Annotated in this window: 14 protein-coding genes and 1 tRNA gene; 6 read left to right on the top strand and 9 right to left on the bottom strand. The window is 68.4% G+C overall.

Annotation, left to right across the window (positions count from 1 at the left end):
* The first annotated feature begins 7 nt into the window (after positions 1 to 7).
* The 4 genes from Q7J39_RS05330 (at position 8) to Q7J39_RS05315 (ending at position 2,506) form a co-directional block, all read left to right on the top strand.
* Positions 8 to 706, top strand: coding sequence for an energy transducer TonB (locus tag Q7J39_RS05330; RefSeq protein ID WP_304821193.1), 699 nt, complete (start codon positions 8 to 10; stop codon positions 704 to 706).
* 139 nt (positions 707 to 845) lie between these two features.
* Positions 846 to 1,625 carry a LytTR family DNA-binding domain-containing protein gene (locus Q7J39_RS05325; RefSeq protein ID WP_304821191.1) on the top strand — a complete coding sequence of 260 codons (780 nt, stop codon included), beginning with the start codon at positions 846 to 848 and terminating at the stop codon, positions 1,623 to 1,625.
* 18 nt (positions 1,626 to 1,643) lie between these two features.
* Positions 1,644 to 1,720, top strand: a tRNA-His gene (locus tag Q7J39_RS05320).
* Between the two features lie 105 nt (positions 1,721 to 1,825).
* Entirely contained in the window at positions 1,826 to 2,506 is a 681-nt protein-coding gene (locus Q7J39_RS05315) for an isochorismatase family cysteine hydrolase (protein ID WP_304821189.1), read from the top strand.
* On the opposite strand, the gene Q7J39_RS05310 is transcribed toward Q7J39_RS05315, so the two are convergent.
* The 3 genes from Q7J39_RS05310 to Q7J39_RS05300 all read right to left on the bottom strand — a co-directional run bounded on the left by Q7J39_RS05310 (position 2,478) and on the right by Q7J39_RS05300 (position 7,883).
* The gene (locus Q7J39_RS05310) at positions 2,478 to 3,686 is read right to left on the bottom strand and encodes a DUF6351 family protein (RefSeq protein WP_304821187.1); all 1,209 of its coding nucleotides are present in this window, start codon (positions 3,684 to 3,686) and stop codon (positions 2,478 to 2,480) included. The two genes, Q7J39_RS05315 and Q7J39_RS05310, sit on opposite strands and share 29 nt — an antisense overlap.
* The gene (locus Q7J39_RS05305) at positions 3,671 to 5,191 is read right to left on the bottom strand and encodes a tannase/feruloyl esterase family alpha/beta hydrolase (RefSeq protein ID WP_304821185.1); all 1,521 of its coding nucleotides are present in this window, start codon (positions 5,189 to 5,191) and stop codon (positions 3,671 to 3,673) included. Before Q7J39_RS05305 ends, Q7J39_RS05310 begins: the two co-directional genes overlap by 16 nt.
* Positions 5,192 to 5,252: 61 nt before the next feature.
* Positions 5,253 to 7,883: a TonB-dependent siderophore receptor gene (locus Q7J39_RS05300; RefSeq protein WP_304821183.1), complete on the bottom strand. Its 2,631-nt coding sequence runs from the start codon at positions 7,881 to 7,883 to the stop codon at positions 5,253 to 5,255.
* Between the two features lie 137 nt (positions 7,884 to 8,020).
* Here Q7J39_RS05300 and Q7J39_RS05295 point away from each other — a divergent pair, with 137 nt between their 5' ends.
* Complete coding sequence (locus Q7J39_RS05295) at positions 8,021 to 9,046, top strand: LacI family DNA-binding transcriptional regulator (RefSeq protein ID WP_304821181.1); 1,026 nt, start codon at positions 8,021 to 8,023, stop codon at positions 9,044 to 9,046.
* 34 nt (positions 9,047 to 9,080) lie between these two features.
* Here Q7J39_RS05295 and Q7J39_RS05290 read toward each other — a convergent pair whose 3' ends face one another.
* The 4 genes from Q7J39_RS05290 to Q7J39_RS05275 form a co-directional block, all read right to left on the bottom strand.
* The gene (locus Q7J39_RS05290) at positions 9,081 to 10,442 is read right to left on the bottom strand and encodes an MmgE/PrpD family protein (protein ID WP_304821178.1); all 1,362 of its coding nucleotides are present in this window, start codon (positions 10,440 to 10,442) and stop codon (positions 9,081 to 9,083) included.
* A 4-nt stretch (positions 10,443 to 10,446) separates the two neighbouring features.
* Entirely contained in the window at positions 10,447 to 11,466 is a 1,020-nt protein-coding gene (locus Q7J39_RS05285; RefSeq protein ID WP_304821176.1) for a hypothetical protein, read from the bottom strand.
* Between the two features lie 13 nt (positions 11,467 to 11,479).
* Entirely contained in the window at positions 11,480 to 12,598 is a 1,119-nt protein-coding gene (locus Q7J39_RS05280) for a CapA family protein (protein ID WP_304821175.1), read from the bottom strand.
* Positions 12,599 to 12,776: 178 nt separating this feature from the next.
* Positions 12,777 to 13,595, bottom strand: coding sequence for a flagellin (locus Q7J39_RS05275; RefSeq protein WP_304821173.1), 819 nt, complete (start codon positions 13,593 to 13,595; stop codon positions 12,777 to 12,779).
* A 527-nt stretch (positions 13,596 to 14,122) separates the two neighbouring features.
* Between Q7J39_RS05275 and Q7J39_RS05270 the strand changes: the two genes are divergently transcribed.
* Positions 14,123 to 15,580 carry a carotenoid oxygenase family protein gene (locus tag Q7J39_RS05270; RefSeq protein ID WP_304821171.1) on the top strand — a complete coding sequence of 486 codons (1,458 nt, stop codon included), beginning with the start codon at positions 14,123 to 14,125 and terminating at the stop codon, positions 15,578 to 15,580.
* A 164-nt stretch (positions 15,581 to 15,744) separates the two neighbouring features.
* Here Q7J39_RS05270 and Q7J39_RS05265 read toward each other — a convergent pair whose 3' ends face one another.
* The gene (locus Q7J39_RS05265; protein WP_304821168.1) at positions 15,745 to 16,551 is read right to left on the bottom strand and encodes a DUF1295 domain-containing protein; all 807 of its coding nucleotides are present in this window, start codon (positions 16,549 to 16,551) and stop codon (positions 15,745 to 15,747) included.
* Between the two features lie 5 nt (positions 16,552 to 16,556).
* Positions 16,557 to 17,315 carry an SDR family oxidoreductase gene (locus Q7J39_RS05260; protein ID WP_304821166.1) on the bottom strand — a complete coding sequence of 253 codons (759 nt, stop codon included), beginning with the start codon at positions 17,313 to 17,315 and terminating at the stop codon, positions 16,557 to 16,559.
* Positions 17,316 to 17,318: the final 3 nt, after the last annotated feature.

Below are 17,318 nucleotides of genomic sequence, written 5' to 3'. Positions count from 1 at the left end.
GTGGAGCATGGCTGAAGACATCACCCACCCAGGGCACAACCCCTTCGATGCGCCGCGTAAAAAGCGCAACAACGGGGTGACTGCCGCCATCATTGGCTCTGTCATCGTCCACGGCGTGGTCGGCGTTTACCTCTGGAAGGCCAAGTTCCAGTCGGAGTTCAAGGAATACTCGGACGACGTGACGGATGTGGCGATCATCAAGCCCGCCCCGCCGCCGCCGCCGCCGCCTCCGCCTCCGCCGCCGAACACCCCGCCGCCGCCGCCGCCCAAGCTGCAACCGCGGCCTCCGGTGAACGTGCCGTCTGATATGCCGACGATCCCCCCTCTGCCGGTTCCGCCGGTCGAGAAGCGGATCGAGGAACCGAAGCCCCCGGCTCCGGCTCCCGTGGCGCCTCCGCGCCCCTCGGTCATCAGCAACCCTGACTGGTCGCGTCGTCCCAACGCCGAAGATCTGGCCCGGTACTTCCCGGACCGGGCTCAGCGGATGAACGTCGAGGGCCGCGCGACGATCAGTTGCACGGTCACCGCCAGGGGCACGCTCGAGAACTGCTCGGTGGTTTCGGAAGATCCGGCGGACTACGGCTTCGGTGACTCCACCTTGAAGGCTTCCAAGCTCTTCAAGATGAAGCCGAAGACCCTGGACGGCGCCCCGATCGAAGGCGGTACGGTTCGTATTCCCCTTCGTTGGGTTCTTCCCAAGGGCTGAGCCTCCGGGCTCCCCTGCAAAAACGAATTGGCCCCGGAGGTTCACCTCCGGGGCTTTTTCTTTGCGCTATGCTGGGGCCATGAGGACGCAGGATCGAAGCGGGGAGGGGGAAAGAGACCGGCGGGGCGACCTGCTGTTCATGGGCCTCTTCATGCTCTTCGCCGGCGGCGTGATCATCGTGGACATCTTCACCGTCCTGCACGACCGCGCCCGTTTCGGGCAGCCCGTCGCCTGGTGGGAGCCCACCGTCTGGGAGGTGTCCAGCGGTCTGGTCCTGGCCGTCCTGTTGCCGGCGATGCTGTGGCTCATCCGTCGCTGGCCCCCGCGTCCTGAACGGCCCTTCACCTGGGTGGCGGTCCACATCGCCGGCGGCCTGGCCTTCTCCCTGATCCACGTTGTCGCCATGGGCCTGCTGCGCAGCGCCGCCTACAGCCTCGTCGGCGGCGTCTATGATGCCCTGGGGCCGCTGGGGGACTGGCCCTACGAGCTTCGCAAGGACCTGCTGATCTATTCCGGCGCCCTGGTCTGCTACCCTCTCTGGCGGCAGTTCCGCGCCCGCCAGGCCCCGGCTGCGTCGCAGGGCGACATCCTGGAGGTGCGCGACGGCGCCCGCCGGGTCTTCCTGCCGGTCGGGGACATCCGCTGGGTGGAGGCGGCCGGCAACTATGTCGAACTGCACACGGGTGAGAACGCCGTCCTGCACCGCGCCTCCCTGGCCCAGATGGAACAGCGGCTGGCCGGCTTCGTCCGCATCCACCGCTCGCGCCTGGTCAGCCGCGCCGCCATCGCCGAGGTGGAGACCAAATCCTCCGGCGATTTCAACCTCCGGCTCACCTCTGGCGAGCGCCTGGCGGGAAGCCGGAGATTTCGCGCCGGCCTGCTGTCGCGCGCGCTTGATCCGGCTGCCGCGCCCGACTAGAACACGCCTTCGCGATGCGCCGCCTTAGCTCAGTTGGTTAGAGCGCCGGTTTGTGGAACCGGAGGTCCTCAGTTCAAGCCTGAGAGGCGGTACCATCGCTCTCCCGTCGTGCTGGCGGTTTTTCCACACAATTTCAGTTGATGTTCGCGCTCTGTTCGCGTCGCGACGAATCGTGCCTCCTTCCTTCGGGGAGAGACGATATGGAAGCGCCGTTGCACGACTGGCACATCGAGGCCCGCGAATACGCCCGGCAGGAAGATCGCCGCGGCCGCCGCCATGCCTATGAGGTGATCGTCCCGGCGCGAACCGCCTTGCTGGTGATCGACATGGTTCCGTTCTTTCTGAACGAGCTGCCCTACACCCGCGGCATCGTCCCCAATGTCCGCCGCATCGCCGATGGCCTGCGCGCGGCCGGCGGGACCGTGGCCTGGGTCCTGCCCACCAACAGCGCGCCGACACCGGCCTCCACCGAATTCTACGGCGAGAAGGTCGCGGCGATGTATGCGGCCAGCGGCGGGGAGGGGACCCTGGCCGAGCGGCTCTGGCATGAGTTCCAGGTCCATGAGGGCGATGTCCTGGCGGAGAAGTCGGCCACCAGCGCCTTCTTTCCCGGCCGCTCCACCTTGCCGCCAATGCTGGAGGCGCGCGGCGTCGACACCGTGCTGATCACCGGGACCCTGACCAATATCTGCTGTGAATCCACCGCACGCGACGCCAGCACCCTGGGCCTGCGGGTGATCATGGTGGCCGACGCCAACGCCGCGCGCCGCGACCAGGACCACAACGCCGCCCTGCACAACGTCTACCGCACCTTCGGCGACGTGCGGGCGACCGACGAGGTACTGGCCCTGATCAGGGCCGGAGCAGCCGTTCCGGCTTGAAGGCCGTGAAGGGCGCTTTTGGCAGGTGGCTCCAGGCGCCCTTCGTCACGCGGCCGTCCAACACCTGCACGGCGGCCAGCAGCTCGTCGGGCTGGAAGTTGCAGTGCCCGGTGCGGGTCACGAAGACCTGCCGCAGCAGCTTGCCCTTGCCCCTGGCGGCCACCTTGGCGCCGTAGGTCCCCTCATTGGCCGAGGAGGTCAGGGGATCGTGCGTGGTGTGCAGGGTCAGGACCGGCCGGGTGAGGGCGCCGGTGGGGACGTAGTTGGCGGTCAGATAGGCCACCGCCTGTGGATCGGCGCCCTGGCGCGGCGCGGCGTTCAGGGCCGCCACGTCCTTGTCGATGGCCAGGCCCGCCTGCGCATAGGCCGCCGCGATCGCGCCGCCCTTGCCGGTGGCCTTCACCTGGCGGCGATAGTCGACCCCGGTGTTCCAGGAGAACACCCCGCCGGCGCGGCGTTCCTGGTCGGCGCGCGGGAAGAACACCCCCATGACGAAGCTCTTCAGCTGGTCGTCCAGGGTCGCGCCGGGCAGCTGTGCGAGGGCGGCCACCAATTGCAGCCGCGCCCGGCCCTGGGGCGTCTGGCGGGCCTCGGCGACCACGGCGGCCGCGCGTTCCGCGACAGCGCGATCATCCACCCCACCGACGATCTTCAGGTCGGGGGCCAGCAGGGTCTTGAAGGCGAAGGCCGCGTCGAAGGCGGAGTTCATCATCGGGATCGCCCCGCCCACCGAGCCGCACAGCGGCAGCCCCCCATCGAACCGGCCCGGGTGACGCTCGATCAGGGCGACCGTCGCCAGGGCGCCCATGGAGGAGCCCCAGGCCAGGGTCCGCTTGGGCGTTCCGATGGTGGCGGAAAACGCATCCAGGGTGGCGAGTTGGCCGGGAACCGCCTCCTCCAGCGCCCAGCCGGGACGGGCGAAGGACGATCCGGCCAGGGCGTAGCCCTTGGCCAGCAGCAGCGGCTTCACCGCCTCGCTCGGGGCGTTGTGGGCTGGATTGGCCGGCCCTCGGGCATATCCGTGGCTGTACAGCAGCAGGGCGCCATTCCAGGCGTCCGGCACGTCGATTACATAGGTCGCGCCCCCCGCCAGGGTCCCGGTCTCGTGGCGCGGGGCGGCCAGGGCGCTCGATGCCAGCAGGGCGGCGAGGGCCGCGGCGGGGATCAGGCCTTTACGCATGTGAAGTTCGCCGCCTCGTCCGTGCTGCCGGAACCCTTGTAGCGCGCCACCTTCGGCCAGGCGCAGAGCGGCCGGGTGCGGACCACCTTCTCGTCCACCATCTTGCTGGCGACGACCCGCTCGGGTGCACGGTCCTGTTCCACCCAGGCCATGATGGCGGCCAGCAGGTCGTGGTCGGGGTCATCCACTGGCGCCGGCCGCCCCGAGCCGCCGAACAGGTCGGGTCCCGCTCCGCCGCCGCAATGGAGCACGCCGGGCGCCAGGAACAGGCGGGTGAAGCTGTCGGCCGCCTGGCCGCCCATCTTCGTGCGAACGCGGCCGTAATAGTCCAGCGACTGCCTGGCCCCGATCGAGGGGTCCATCCAGCCCTGGTAGAGGATGAACTTACCGCCAGCCGCCTTGAAGCCCGACAGGTCGGTCTGGTCGGCGCCCAGGGTCGGCATGGTCTGGCGCACCAGGGCCAGGTCCTGGGTGACGTCGAAGGTCATGGCGTCCCAGTTGACGTCCTTGTGCGCCCCGTCGGCGAACATCGCCCGCAGCAGCGGGGAGGGCGGACCGGGCCGCGTCCGCACCCCGTGGACCAGGCCGGAGTCCAGGTCCTTGCCGGCGCTATCCTTCAGGGGGGCGTAGATCCAGCGCACCATGGCGATCTGGGCCGGGGTCAGGCAGCGGCCGGCCAGCTTGCCGCAGGCCAGGGCGTCCAGGTCGAACCGGCAAGCCAGGGGCTGCTCGACGACGCCGTCTGCCACCCCGTCCTTGGCGTCGCAGTCGGCGACGGCGCGGGTGGTCACCAGATCCCAGTCGGCGTCGGTCAGGGCGGCGGCCGGGCGGCGCATCTCCTCCACCGCGATGGCCATGAACCGGGCCGACTGGATCATCATGTAGGGGCCGGGCGCCCCGGCGACGATGCCGTCATAGTCGTCGGGATAGGACTGCATCTCCTTCAGCGCCTGACGGCCGCCGCCGGAACAGCCGATGAAGTACGAATAGGCGGTGGGCTTGCCGTAGTAGGCCGCGGTGATGGCCTTGCCGGTCACCGTCATCAGGTGCTCGGCGCGGTGGGCGTAGTTCTCCACCTTGACGGGATCGAGCATCCAGTGCGGCTCGGTGATCTTGTGGCCGCTATCGGTGGTGGCCGAGGCGTAGCCGCGATCCACCCCGCGCGCGAGGTCGGCGTAGTTGTAGATCCCGGCGTCGCCGCCGACACCCGCCCCCAGGAAGCGGCCCGTCCAGCGATCAGGCGCGGGCAGCCATAGTTCGAAACCGATGCCGCCCTCGATCACGCCTTCGACCCGGCAGAAGGGGGCGGAAACTACCCCATTGTAGAGCCGCTGCTGGGGCGACTTCCAGGTGGGGGCCGGGACCACGGTGGTCGCCGCTGTGATCTCCACGTCCTTGAGCTTCAGGCCCTTCAGGTCACCGCACGCGCCGGCCGTGGCCAGGGCCGGCGCGGCCAGCGCCACGGCCAGGACGCAGGCGGCGGCGGAAAGGCGCGGAACGGCCATGGCTGTACTCCGAAACAGAAGAAGGCCGGAGGGCGGGGACGCCGCTCCGGCCCTTGAAATCCTACCAGCGCTTGTCGATCGACACGCCCACCAGCCGGCCGATCGGGCTGGCCATCTGCGGGTCGTAGCCGCCGGAGATGTCCACGAAGGGCGGCTCCTTGTTGAACAGGTTCTGGGCGTCCAGGGCCACGGTCACACCGTCGAACCAGCCGCCGCGCGGGCTCAGGTCATAGCTCACGTGCAGATCGACGGTCGTGAAGGCGTCGATCTTCTTGGCCGGGGTGATGGTGTTGTTCTTGTAGGCGCCGGTGAAGTTGACGGCGGAGCGGGCGCTCCAACCGTTGTTGCGCCAGGCCAGCTCGCCGCGCATGCGCAGCTCCGGCGGGTAGTTGATGGTGTCCACCACCGCGGTGATCGGCGCGCCGGGGGCCGGCGAAAGGTCGAACTTGGTGAAGTACTCGCCGCTGACGCTGGTCTCGAAGTCGCCCAGGCTGGTGCTCCAGTCATAGCCCAGGTCGAAGTCGAACCCGCGGATGATGTTGGTGCCCAGGTTATGGCGCCGCCCGTCCTGGATGTAGGTCACGAGGGCAGTGTTGATCGGGGTGTTGGTGACGTACTGCGCCTGCAGGGCGGCGATCTGCGCCGGGGTCGGGTTGCGGATCACGAACTGCGCATAGAAGGGCAGGGACAGCAGGCCCGCCGTCCCGCGCAGGGCGACGATCTGGTTCTCGTAGTCGACCTTGAAATAGGTGACGTTGGCGTGGAAGCCGGGCAGGGGCTCGGGACGCAGGTCGAGGCCGAAGGACCAGGTCTTGGCGGTCTCGGGCTGCAGGTTGGGATTGCCGCCCGCGATGCCGATGCCCTGGCGGGTGCCGGTGGGGGAGGACGGATCGGGCAGGGTGTCACCGTAGAGGCCCGCGCCTCCGCCGATCGGGCTGTTCTCCGCCAGGCTGGGCGCCCGGAACGACTTGCCGTAGCTGCCGCGGAAGCTGACGCCCTCGGCCAGCTCCCAGTTCAGGCCGATCTTCGGGTTCTTGGTGGTCCCGACGTCGGAATAGTCCTCGTAGCGGCCGGCCACCGACAGGTCGAGACGGCGCACCAGGGGCACGTTCATGTCGGGGCCCACCAGGGGCACGTAGAGTTCGGCGAAGGTCGCGCCGATGTTGCGGGTGACGTTGGAATAGGCCGAGGTGGTGGCCGGACCCGGCGCGCCGCCGAACAGGTTGGTGACCAGCTGCTCCTCGCGGTACTCGGCGCCGACCGCCAGGCGCACCTTGCCGCCGGGCAGGTCGATCAGCCCGCCGTCGGCCTGGACGTTGTAGGTCTTCAGTCCCGTGCGCGCCTGGATGATGAACTGGCCGCTGGAGATCTTGGCGATGGTGGCCGGGTGGTTGGCGCCGCCGAACAGGTTGAGCGCCGTGGCCGGGTTGGTGTCGGCCAGCGCCGCCACGCCACCGGCGCCGTAATAGTTCGACCGCTGCTTGTTGAGGTCGTCGGACCGGCCATAGGAAGCATAGGCGGTGGCCTTCCACTCGCCAGGCAGCTTGATATCGGCGCCGGCGGTGATCTCACCCGAGGCCGAGCCCGAGGCCACGTAGTTGTATCCGAAGTCCTTGAAGAACGAGTAGTTCACCGACTCCGAGGTCCCCGCCGGCGCGCCGGGCGGGCGAACATAGAAGGGGTTGGTCGAGGGCACGGTCAGGGACGAGGTGATGATGTTGCGGTTCAGCACCTGGCGTTTTGAGTAATAGCCCTCGGTGAACAGGCTGATGGTGTCGGTGATGTCCTGCCGGGCTGACAGCACCACGCTGTTCTTCTGCTGCTCGGGGATGATGTAGTTGTACTTCAGGTTGTCGCAGAGGTTGGTCGCGGGAACCAGCGACGCCGCGTTGGCCGCGGTGACCCCGCCGGCCGGGATGGCATAGGTCACGCCCGAGATAATGATGTTGCCCGGATTGCACTGATTGGCCCGCAGGTCGCGGCCGCCGCGCGAGCGCAGGTCGGAGGTATAGAAGTCGCGGTCGCGCGCATCGAGCTCGGTGTTGTAGCTGTGCTCGAAGGCGATCATCGCGGCGCCGCTGTCCCAGCTCGTGCCCAGCAGCTGGCTGATCTGGTGGGTTTCGTAGCCGTCAGCGTAGGAGACCCGCGCGTTGGTCTGGGCGCCGTCGAAGGTCTTGCGGATGATCAGGTTGACCACGCCGGCGATGGCGTCGGAGCCGTAGATGGCCGAGGCGCCGTCCGGCACCACCTCCACCCGCTCCAGGGCCAGGAACGGAATGACCGAGGGATCGGTGAACTGGCCTTGGGTCCCCGCCGCGGGGAAGCGCTTGCCGTTCAGCAGCAGCAGGGTGGCGTTGACGCCGACGCCCCGCAGGTTGACGCCCGAACCCCGGGTGGCGTTGGCCGCCCCGTTTTGGGCGCTGGAGGCGGTGGCCGAGGGGCCAAGCCCGATCACCTGCGGCACCTTTCGCAGCAGGTCGGCGGCCGACGAGGTTCCGCTCTGGACAATCGCTTCCTGGTTGATGCTGACGACGTTGGAGCCGACCGCCTCGACGCCACGAATCCGGCTGCCGGTGACCACGACTTCGGAGAGGCTGGTGTCCTGGGCGCTGGCCTGGCCCGCGCCGAACGCCATCAGGGCGCCCAGCGCCGCTCCGGCCAGATAACGGCCGCGCATCTTCAGTTCAGACATTTGGTCAACCTCCCCAGGCATCGGTCGCTCATGGCGCCGTTTGGAGAATTAATTGTACGTCAAACGTACAATGTCAACGTGCAAATGTAAGCGCGTTCATCGTTGCTGCGTAAGGGTTTTTGGATCATCGTCACGCTGTGACACCGCCGCTCCGCCTCGTTCGACGCCCCGACTCTCCGACGCCGACCCTGGCGCAGGTGGCCCGCATGGCCGGCGTGTCGGGGGCCACCGTGTCTCGGTTCTTCAACGCGCCGGGCAAGCTGAGCGCCGAGACCGCGGCCCGCATCAAGGGCGCGGTGGACGAGCTGGGTTACACACCGAACCTGGTGGCTGGAGGCCTGGCCTCCAACCGCTCCCGGCTGGTGGCGGCGCTGGCGCCGACCATCGAGCAGTCGATCTTCGCGGCCACCATCCAGGCCATGACCGACGAGCTGGCGGGCGCGGGCTACAGCGTCATGCTGGGTCTGACCGGGGCGCGGGACGAGCACGTGGGCCAGCAGCTCTCCGCCGTGCTGGGCCGGCGCCCGGACGGCGTGATCCTCACCGGCTCGATCACCGATCCGATCATGCGCCAGCGCCTGGTGGCCCAGAACACCCCGATCATCGAGACCTGGGACCTGCCCGCCGATCCCATCGACATGGTGGTGGGCTTCTCCCACGAGGCAGTCGGCCACGCCGTGGGCTCGCGCGTCATCGACAAGGGCTGGAAGAAGCCGCTGCTGATCTCCGCCACCGGGACCCGAGCCGGCATCCGCCAAGCCGGCTTCACCGAGGCCCTGCGCCAGAACGGCCGACCCAACCCCGAGGTTCTGACCTTCGACGGCGTCACCACGGTGGGGCGGGGCCGGCGCGCCTTCGCCCAGGCCTGGGAGGCCGGCACGCGGCCCGACGTGGTGGTCTGCTCGTCGGACTGGACCGCCTATGGCGTCATCGCCGAGGCCCAGAGCCGGGGTCTCGACGTTCCGGGCGACCTGGCGGTGATCGGCTTCGGCGACCTCGACTTCTCCGCCGATGTGAACCCAGCCCTGACCACTGTCCGCATCGATGGCCACGCCATCGGCCGCCAGGCGGTGAGCTTCCTGCTGCAGCGGGCGCGGGGGGAACGCGTGGCCGAACCTATCGTGGACGTTGGGTTCGAGTTGGTGGTGCGCAAGAGCGGGTAGGGATTTCTCCCTCCCGTGAAGGGGAGGGCGGATGTCACAAGCTTCCGATCAGGCCCTTCAAGTCTGCCTCTTCATCCACCGCCAGCAGCCTCGCCGCGAGACCCGCCGCGTCCGTCACAGGCGACGCCGCATAGCCCGCGCAGGCCACGAACTTCGCCACCAGGGCCCGCTCCGTCATCGGATTGGTGGGCGCGCCCAGCGGCTCGGGCACGGCCATGGCGAAGCTCCGCCCATCGGTGGTGCGGATATCCAAGGCGCCGGAGGCGGCGGTGCGCATGTCCGCGCCCGGCGCCTGGACGAAGCTGACCTTGCGCGCCAGGGCCAGCACCGCCGGGTCGGTCAGGTTCTCGAAGGTCTCTAAGGTGATCTCGCCGCGAACCAGAGCGGCGGCCACGGTGAAGGGGATGGAGAACTTGGCGTCGATGGCGGTGGCGGGCGCCTGTTTCTGGGCGGCGGGTTCCACCAGCATGACCTGGACCGGACCGCCGGTGGCTGTCAGGGCCTCGATTTCGGTCGGCTTGAGCCCGTTGCGGGCGCTGAGCGTCAGGGCCGCCTCGATGAAGGCGTGGGTCCCCCGGCAGCTGGGCCACGGTTTGAGGCTGAGCTGCGTGCCGTAAAACCGCGCACCCAGGCGGTCGGTGATGACCTCGGGATCATAGGCGCCACGGGCATAGAGCGCGAACAGTCCGGCCTTGCCCTCGAGCGCGGTGTCAAAACCCCGCACGCCCTTCGAGGCGAGCAGAGCAGATTGCAGGGCCGCCTGGGCCGGGAAGGCGTCGCGGACCGCGCGGATCACCGAGGCCGGCTCGCCCTTGAATTCGGCGCTGGCTACCGCCTGGTTCAGCACCAGGGCGAAGGCGTCCAGCAGGGCGCGCTCGTCCAGCTTCAGCAACTTGCCCGCCGTGGCGACCGCCCCGAAGGCCGAGAGGATCGGCGGGGGATAGAAGCCGAAGTCGTCCGGGTTCACCTGCAAGGCCAGGCCGAGCCGACAGGTGAGGTCGCAACCTACCGCCAGGGCCGTGATCAGGTCGCGGCCGGTGACGCCAGGCAGGGTCTCGGCGAGCGCCAGGGCCACCGGGGTCGAGGCGGCGTTGGGATGCACCGGCGCGCCGTCCAGGGCGTCCTCGAAGTCCAGGGCGTGGGCCAGGGCGCCATTGGCCAGGACCGCGGCGGCCAGGGGCGCCTTGAAGCCCGCGCCCAGCACCGTGGCCTCGGGCCGGCCGCCGGCATCCCGCGCCAGCTCGGTGAAGGGGCCGCAGCCCTCGCCGATGCCGCTGGCGGCCAGGCTTACGGCCACGGCGTCCAGCAGCGAGCGCTTGGCGGCCGTCACGGCTTCAGCTGTCAGGTCCTCGAACCGCAGGGCCACGACGTGGCGGGCGACCGCGCGGGTCAGCATGGGCTCAGGTCGCCTCGGCCAGGGCGAGGCGCCGCGCGGCCAGGCGCGGGGCCACCGACAGCACCACGATGGCGGCCACCAGCAGGCCCGAGCCGATCAGTTCGGCGGTGGTGGGCTTGGGCAGGCCCAGGGTGAAGGCCAGAACATAGGCCGCCACCACGCCGGCCAGCACGCTGGCCGACCGTTCCAGCGGTACGCAGAAGGTGTTCTCCCGCGCGTCCAGCAGGATCAGGATCGAGAACACCGAGACGACGAAGAGGGTCAGGCCCATGACGGCGATGGGCAGCAGTTGCGGACTGCTCCAGACGTCCACGAAGCCCCAGCCGAGCTGGCCGCCCTGGTTCCCCAGGCCAAACCACGAGATGGCCGCCAGCACGGCGATGGCCACCGGGATGCCGACGATCTTCTCCTCGACGAAGTAGCTCTTCACAGACCCCTCCGCCCCGGTCTTGGAGACCTTGGTCATGATCGCCAGGCGGCCGAAGTAGCCGATCGTGTAGGCGATGATGGTGGCGATCGCGATGGGCGGCAGGTTGATCCCGCCGCGCGCATTGATGGCGATGAACATGCCCAGGGCCGCCAGGGCGAGCGCCGTCCAGGACCACCAGCGCACCTTGCGCCCCATCACCAGGTCCACCACCGGCGCGATCAGCAGCACGTCGCCGCGCATCAGCAGCTGGATGTAGGGGATCGAGACCCCTTGGAAGGTGTAGGACAGCGGCACGGTGAACAGCACGAAGGCGGTGCAGATCCCCGACAGCAGGGTCCACTTGGTGGGGAAGGGGACCGACAGCGGTCCCAGCTTCACCTGGTTGGCCGACTTCCACCAGCCCGCCGCCCAGATCCAGAGGATGGTCGCCACGCCCGAGAGCGCCAGCGACGCCGGCAGGATCTCCAGCCCGCTCAGGGGCCGTCCCAGGGTCGGGTCCGGCGTGGTGGCCAGGTGCTTGGTGAGGATGATGTAGGGGATGTAGAACAGCATGTAGAGGAGGGTGATGACCTCCAACGGCAGGGCGCGTTTCATCGCGGTCGCCTCCTCAAGATGTCTGGATAATGACCTCGTCGCCTTGGACGACGAAGCCGGTGTCGAGATCGACCGCCACGCCGATGGCGCGGACATAGTCGATCACCTGGGTGAAGCGCGGGTCGCCGGCGGCCAGCACTTCCGGCTGGGCCTGGCGGTTGATGAAGGCGGGCAGGTAGCCGACGCGGGTGATCGCCCCGCCTGAAATCACCGCCTTGGCGATCAGGGTCATGCGGGCGTCGGGCGGGAAGTTGTAGAGGCTTTCGAAGTCCGGCTCCCAGCCGGGCGACAGCACCTGGATCTCCTTGAACCCCTTGCTGGCCGCATGCTCCGGCGTCATCCGCAGATCGACGGCGAAGTTGCTCAGCGAATAGAAGATCGCCTTGCCCCGATAGACCTCTATGCCCTTCAGGATGTGGGCGTGGTGGCCGAGGATCAGGTCGGCGCCGGCGTCGATGGCCGCGTGCGCCACCTCCTGCTGGTAGTCGGCCAGGACGGCGGGCACGAAGTGGATGCCCCAGTGCAGGGAGACCACCACCACGTCGGCCACGGCCTTGGCCTTGGCGATGTCGTCCAGCAGGGCGGCCAGGTCGCCGCGGTGCGCGTAGGTGTGGACCCGGGCCGGGGTGCCGGGCTGGTCGTGTTCGATCTGTTCGTAGAGGGTGTGGGCCCGCATCGGCGCGCAGCCGGGGCGGTCGGCCTCGGCCCAGTAGCTCATCGGCAGGATCGAGGAGTAGGCCAGGGTCGCCACCCTGGTCCCGCGCACCTCCTGGATGACCGGCGCGCGCGCCGCCCCGATATTGGCCCCAACCCCCACCACCTTGAGGTCGGCGATCTCCAGGTTGGCGATGGTGTCGAAGAAGCCTTCCTTGCCCCAGTCCATGCAGTGGTTGCCGGCGAAGGACACCAGGTTGAACCCGGCGGCCTTCATGGCGTGGGCGGCCTTGAGGGTGGCGCGGTGGGTATGGCGGGCCTGAGGCAGGCGCGAGCCGCCCTCGGTCAGGTTGCACTCAAGCTGGCAGAAGGCGATGTCGGCCTGGCGCAGGGTGTCGGCGGCGAGCGCGAAGCACTCGGCGGGATCGTCCCGGTCGGGCGCCACGTCGCCGGCCGCCAGGAGAAGAATGTCGCCCATGTCTCTCCCCGCCGATCCGCCATTTCTTTGTGCGGATAAATTGTACGTCTTGCGTCCTATCTAACGCGAGACATCGGGGCATGGGAAGGGTGAAAGCGCTTACATGCGCAGACAGCAAAAAGGGAGGTCCCGTGCGGGACCTCCCTTCCTGTACGCATACTGGAGTTCTGGTCGGGGCTTAGCGGAAGAGGCTGAGCAGGCCCGACGAAGAGCTGTTGGCGATCGACAGCGCCTGCACGCCAAGCTGTTGCTTGGTCTGCAGCGAGGTCAGTCGCGCGCTTTCCTTGGCAAGGTCGGCGTCAACGAGGTTACCCACCCCGGCGTCGATCGAGTCTTGCAGCTTGCTGACGAAGGTCAGGTGGGCGCCGAGCGACTTGGAGCCCGTACCCATCTTCGACAGGGCGGTGGAAACCGTGGAGATCGCCGTGCCGACGGTGGCGATCATGGCTTCGGCCGTCGCTTGGGTCGAAATCGACCCGGAGGCCAGGCTGATGCCGGCCAGGGACAGGTCCTGGGCCTGGACGGTGATCTTCGAGGTGCCATCATCGTTGGCCAGGGCGGCGATGTCGGTGCCGGTGGCGCTGATCATGTTCACGCCGTTGAAGGTGGCGTTGGAAACCGACTTCCCGATCTGGTCGCGCAGAGCGTTGAAGTCGTCGTTCAGAGCGGTCCGCGAGGCGGTGTCGAGGCTGGAGTCGGAGGCGGCCAAGGCCTTTTCCTTCATTTGCAGCAGCAGATCGGAGACAGCTTCACCGCCAGCGATGGCGACGTCCACGGTCGACTGCGAGCGCTGCAGGGAGTCCTTGACGGCGTTCAGGGAGCCGGAGGTGGCGCGTTGGTTCTGGGCGATGGCCCAGATGGCGCCGTTGTCCTTCGCCGAAGCGATCTTCTTGCCGGTGTTGATGCGGTTTTGGACCGTCATCAGCTCGGAGCTGGTCTGGTTCAGGTTCTGAAGGGCGACCATCGCCCCGACGTTGGTATTGACGCTATTCGGCATCGTAGAAAACCCCACTTTTAGGTTTCGTTCACCGTTTTGGTGACCGCAAGCATTTTTGCTCTGTGACCTTTGTAGTGGGGCAGGGTTCTTGAATCGTTACGCGAAGATTTCCGAGTCGTGAATCACGGGAATACTCTGGCTGTTCCTTAATGTTGATTCACCAAGAGTCATAACGAACGGCGACAAGAGTCTAGGCGGGATTCATGGGTGCGCCCCGTGACTCTCGGTGATTCAACCGGACTCCGTTAATGCGCGGGGGGCGGGCGCGTTAAGGACGTGGGCCCGCGGCGGGTGTCCACTTTGTCGCACCTGGGCCTGAAATTTCTTATCTAAGCGGGGCTAGAGGCCCGAAAAGTCGGCCGGACGCGTCTCGCGGAAGGCCGCGAGGCCTCCAGATTGGCTGGCGCGCCCGCCCGCGCCGGCTTGCAGGTTGCCGCGACGGCGCCCTCGCGCGGGCACGCGCGCGGAGCTAGGGTGGGCCCACGGCCCCGTCTCAGAAGGGCCGCTTGCCCGAGGACACGCATTCCATGAAGGTCGAACGGCTTCCGCCCGTCGTCACCAGCCTGCTGCCCAGCAACCACCCCTATCTCAACGGGGCCTGGACCCCGCTGCACGAGGAGGTCAACGCCACCGACCTGGAGGTGACCTTCGGCGCGATCCCCACCGACCTCGACGGCGTCTACCTGCGCAACACCGAGAACCAGGTGCAGCAGCCGCTCGGCCGCTTCCATCCCTTCGACGGCGACGGGATGATCCACCAGATCGATTTCAAGGGCGGCCAGGCCAGCTACCGCAACCGCTTCGTCCGCACCCGCGGCTTCGAGGCCGAGCAGGAGGCCGGCGCCTCCCTGTGGGGCGGCCTCGCCGATCCGGTCCAGCTTGCCAAGCGCCCGGGCTGGGGCGCCCACGGGTCGCTGAAAGATTCATCCTCCACCGACATCGTGGTCCACGCCGGCAAGGCGCTCTCCACCTTCTACCAGTGTGGGGAGGGCTATCGCCTCGATCCGCTGACCCTGGAGCAGGAGGGCCTGGAGAGCTGGGTGCCGATCGACGGCATCAGCGCCCACCCCAAGGTGGACGAGGCCACCGGCGAGCTGATGTTCTTCAACTACTCCAAGCACGCCCCCTACATGCACTATGGCGTGGTCGGCCCCGACAATCGGCTGAAGACCTATATGCCGATCCCGCTGCCGGGCCCGCGCCTGCCGCACGACATGGCCTTCACCACCAACTACTCGATCCTCAACGACCTGCCGGTGTTCTGGGACGCCAAGCTGCTGGAGCGGAACATCCACGCGGTGCGGCTGCACGAGGGCATCCCCTCGCGCTTCGCCATCGTCCCGCGCCACGGTGGAGATATCCGCTGGTTCGAGGCCGCGCCCACCTATGTCCTGCACTGGCTGAACGCCTATGAGGAGGGCGACGAGATCGTCCTCGACGGCTACTTCCAGGAAGACCCGACGCCGGAGCCCAATGCGGACGCGCCCCCCGGCTTCGAGCATATGATGGCCTATCTCGACGAATACCGGTTCAAGCCCAAGCTGCACCGCTGGCGCTTCAACCTGAAGACCGGCGAGACCACCGAGGCCCACCTGGACGACCGCATCCTGGAATTCGGCATGATCAACGCCCGCTATGCCGGGCTGAAATACCGCTACGCCTATTCGACGGTGGCCGAGGTCGGCTGGTTCCTGTTCCGGGGCTTCGTCAAGCACGACCTGGAAACCGGCGAGAGCAGCGAGTTCATCCTGCCCGAGGGCGTCTATGCCAGCGAGGCGCCCTTCTGCCCCCGCATCGGCGCGGTGGACGAGGACGACGGCTATCTGGTGAGCTTCCTCACCGACGAAAACGCCGGGACCTCGGAGTGCATCCTGATCGACGCCAGGGACCTCGCCGCCGGGCCCGTGTGCCGCATCCGTCTGCCGCACAAGCTGTGCAGCGGGACGCATGCGGTCTGGGCGCCGCGGGACATGCTGGCGGGCTAGGGCGACCCTTTCCTCCCCTGCGCAGCGGGGGAGGGGGACCATGCGCGAGCATGGTGGAGGTGGCGAGACCGGGCTCGGAGCTTGAGGCCGCCCCTTCCACCACGCCTGCGGCGCGGTCCCCCTTCCCCGTAAACGGGGCCGGAAAGATCAGGCCTCCAGGCGCGCTACTCCGCCGCCACCTTCTTCGGCGGCATCGGCACGAACCCCGAGGTCCTCGCCACATAGGCCTCGTAGTCCGGCCGCTTGCGGCGCATGCGGCCCTCGACGGTGGGGACCCCGCTCCACTTGGTGAGCAGGAAGGTGATCAGCACCGGACCCACGATGGAGACCGCGCCCACCAGGCCGGTGTCGGCGGCGATCAGCCAGAGGCCCCACCAGGCGCAGGCGTCGCCGAAATAGTTGGGGTGGCGGGTGTAGCGCCACAGGCCGGTGTCCAGCACCTTGCCGTTGTTGGCCGGGTTGGCCTTGAATTTCATCAGCTGCCAGTCGCCGAGGCTCTCGAAGGCGATGCCGATGACGGCCAGCGCCACGCCGGCCCAGGCGATGGCCGAAAGGTCGGTGGTGGCGTGGACCTGGCCCAGTTGCACCGGCAGGCAGACCGCGAACTGCAGCGGCATCTGCAACGCGAAGACCAGCAGCAGGGAGGCTTTCGGATAGTCCCAGCCGCGCTCCAGCTTGGCCTTGCCCATCATGGTGGCGTAGCGGCGGTCGGCGCCGTGCTTGCGCCAGCGCCACAGCAGGTAGATGCCCAGCCGCAGGCCCCAGACGGCGCAGAGCAAGGTCAAAAGGGCCGCATGCGGGCCTCGGCCGCCGGTGATCAGGTAGCTGGTCAGGGCCATCACCACCATGCCCAGGGGCCACCAGCTGTCGATGAAGCTCGGGTCCTTGATGCGGATCGAATAGAGCCACAGCCCGATGAAGAGGGCGATGGAGACCCCGGCGTTCAGCAGCAGGAGTTGGGCGATTTCCATGGGTGTCAGCGTCCGGTGGTGACTTGGGTGGCGGTGAGCATCTTGGCCATGCTGCGTTCCAGGGCCTTGGGGTCGCGGGCCAGCGAGGCGCGCACCTCGATGGCCATGCGGTCGGTGTCCAGTTCGTCGAGGCCCCGGCGGATGGCGGCCAGGCCGGCCTTGGCGATGTCGGCGGGGTCTTCCTTGGCGCCGGCGACGTGGGCGGCCATGCGGGTGTCCACCGAGCCGACGATCAGGGCGGTGACGGTGGTCCCCTGTCCGGCCAGCTCGGCACGGATGCAGGTGGTCGCCGCGCGGCCGGCGAACTTCGACGGGCTGTAGCCGCCCATGGCCGGCACGGCCACCATCCCTCCCGACGACAGTACGTTGCAGATCGCCCCGCCGCCGTTCTTCGCCAGGATCGGCGCGAAGGCGCGGGCCAGGGTCAGGGGGCCGAAATAGTTGACCTCCATCTCGTCGCGGGCGGCGGTGAGATCTGGCGCGGTCATCAGGGTCTGGTTGTGGAAGGCCCCGGCGTTGTTGATCAGGATGGAGACGTCGCCGCACTGGGCGGCCGCCGCCGCGATCTGCTCGGGCTTGGTGACGTCCAGCTCCATGGGAATGGCGCGGCCGGGCGCCTCGGCGGCCAGGTGGGCGGCGCTGCCTGCCTCGCGGGCACCGACATAGACCTTGGCCGCGCCGGCCGCGAGCAGGGCGCGCACGAAGGCTTCGCCGATGCCGCGATTGCCGCCGGTGACCAGGGCGACGCTGTCCTTGAGCTCCATGGG

This window comes from Phenylobacterium sp. (assembly GCF_030651185.1).
Taxonomy (GTDB): domain Bacteria; phylum Pseudomonadota; class Alphaproteobacteria; order Caulobacterales; family Caulobacteraceae; genus Phenylobacterium.
Note: the sequence above shows the minus strand (reverse complement) of the source record. Positions and strands in the feature narration are given on the sequence as shown.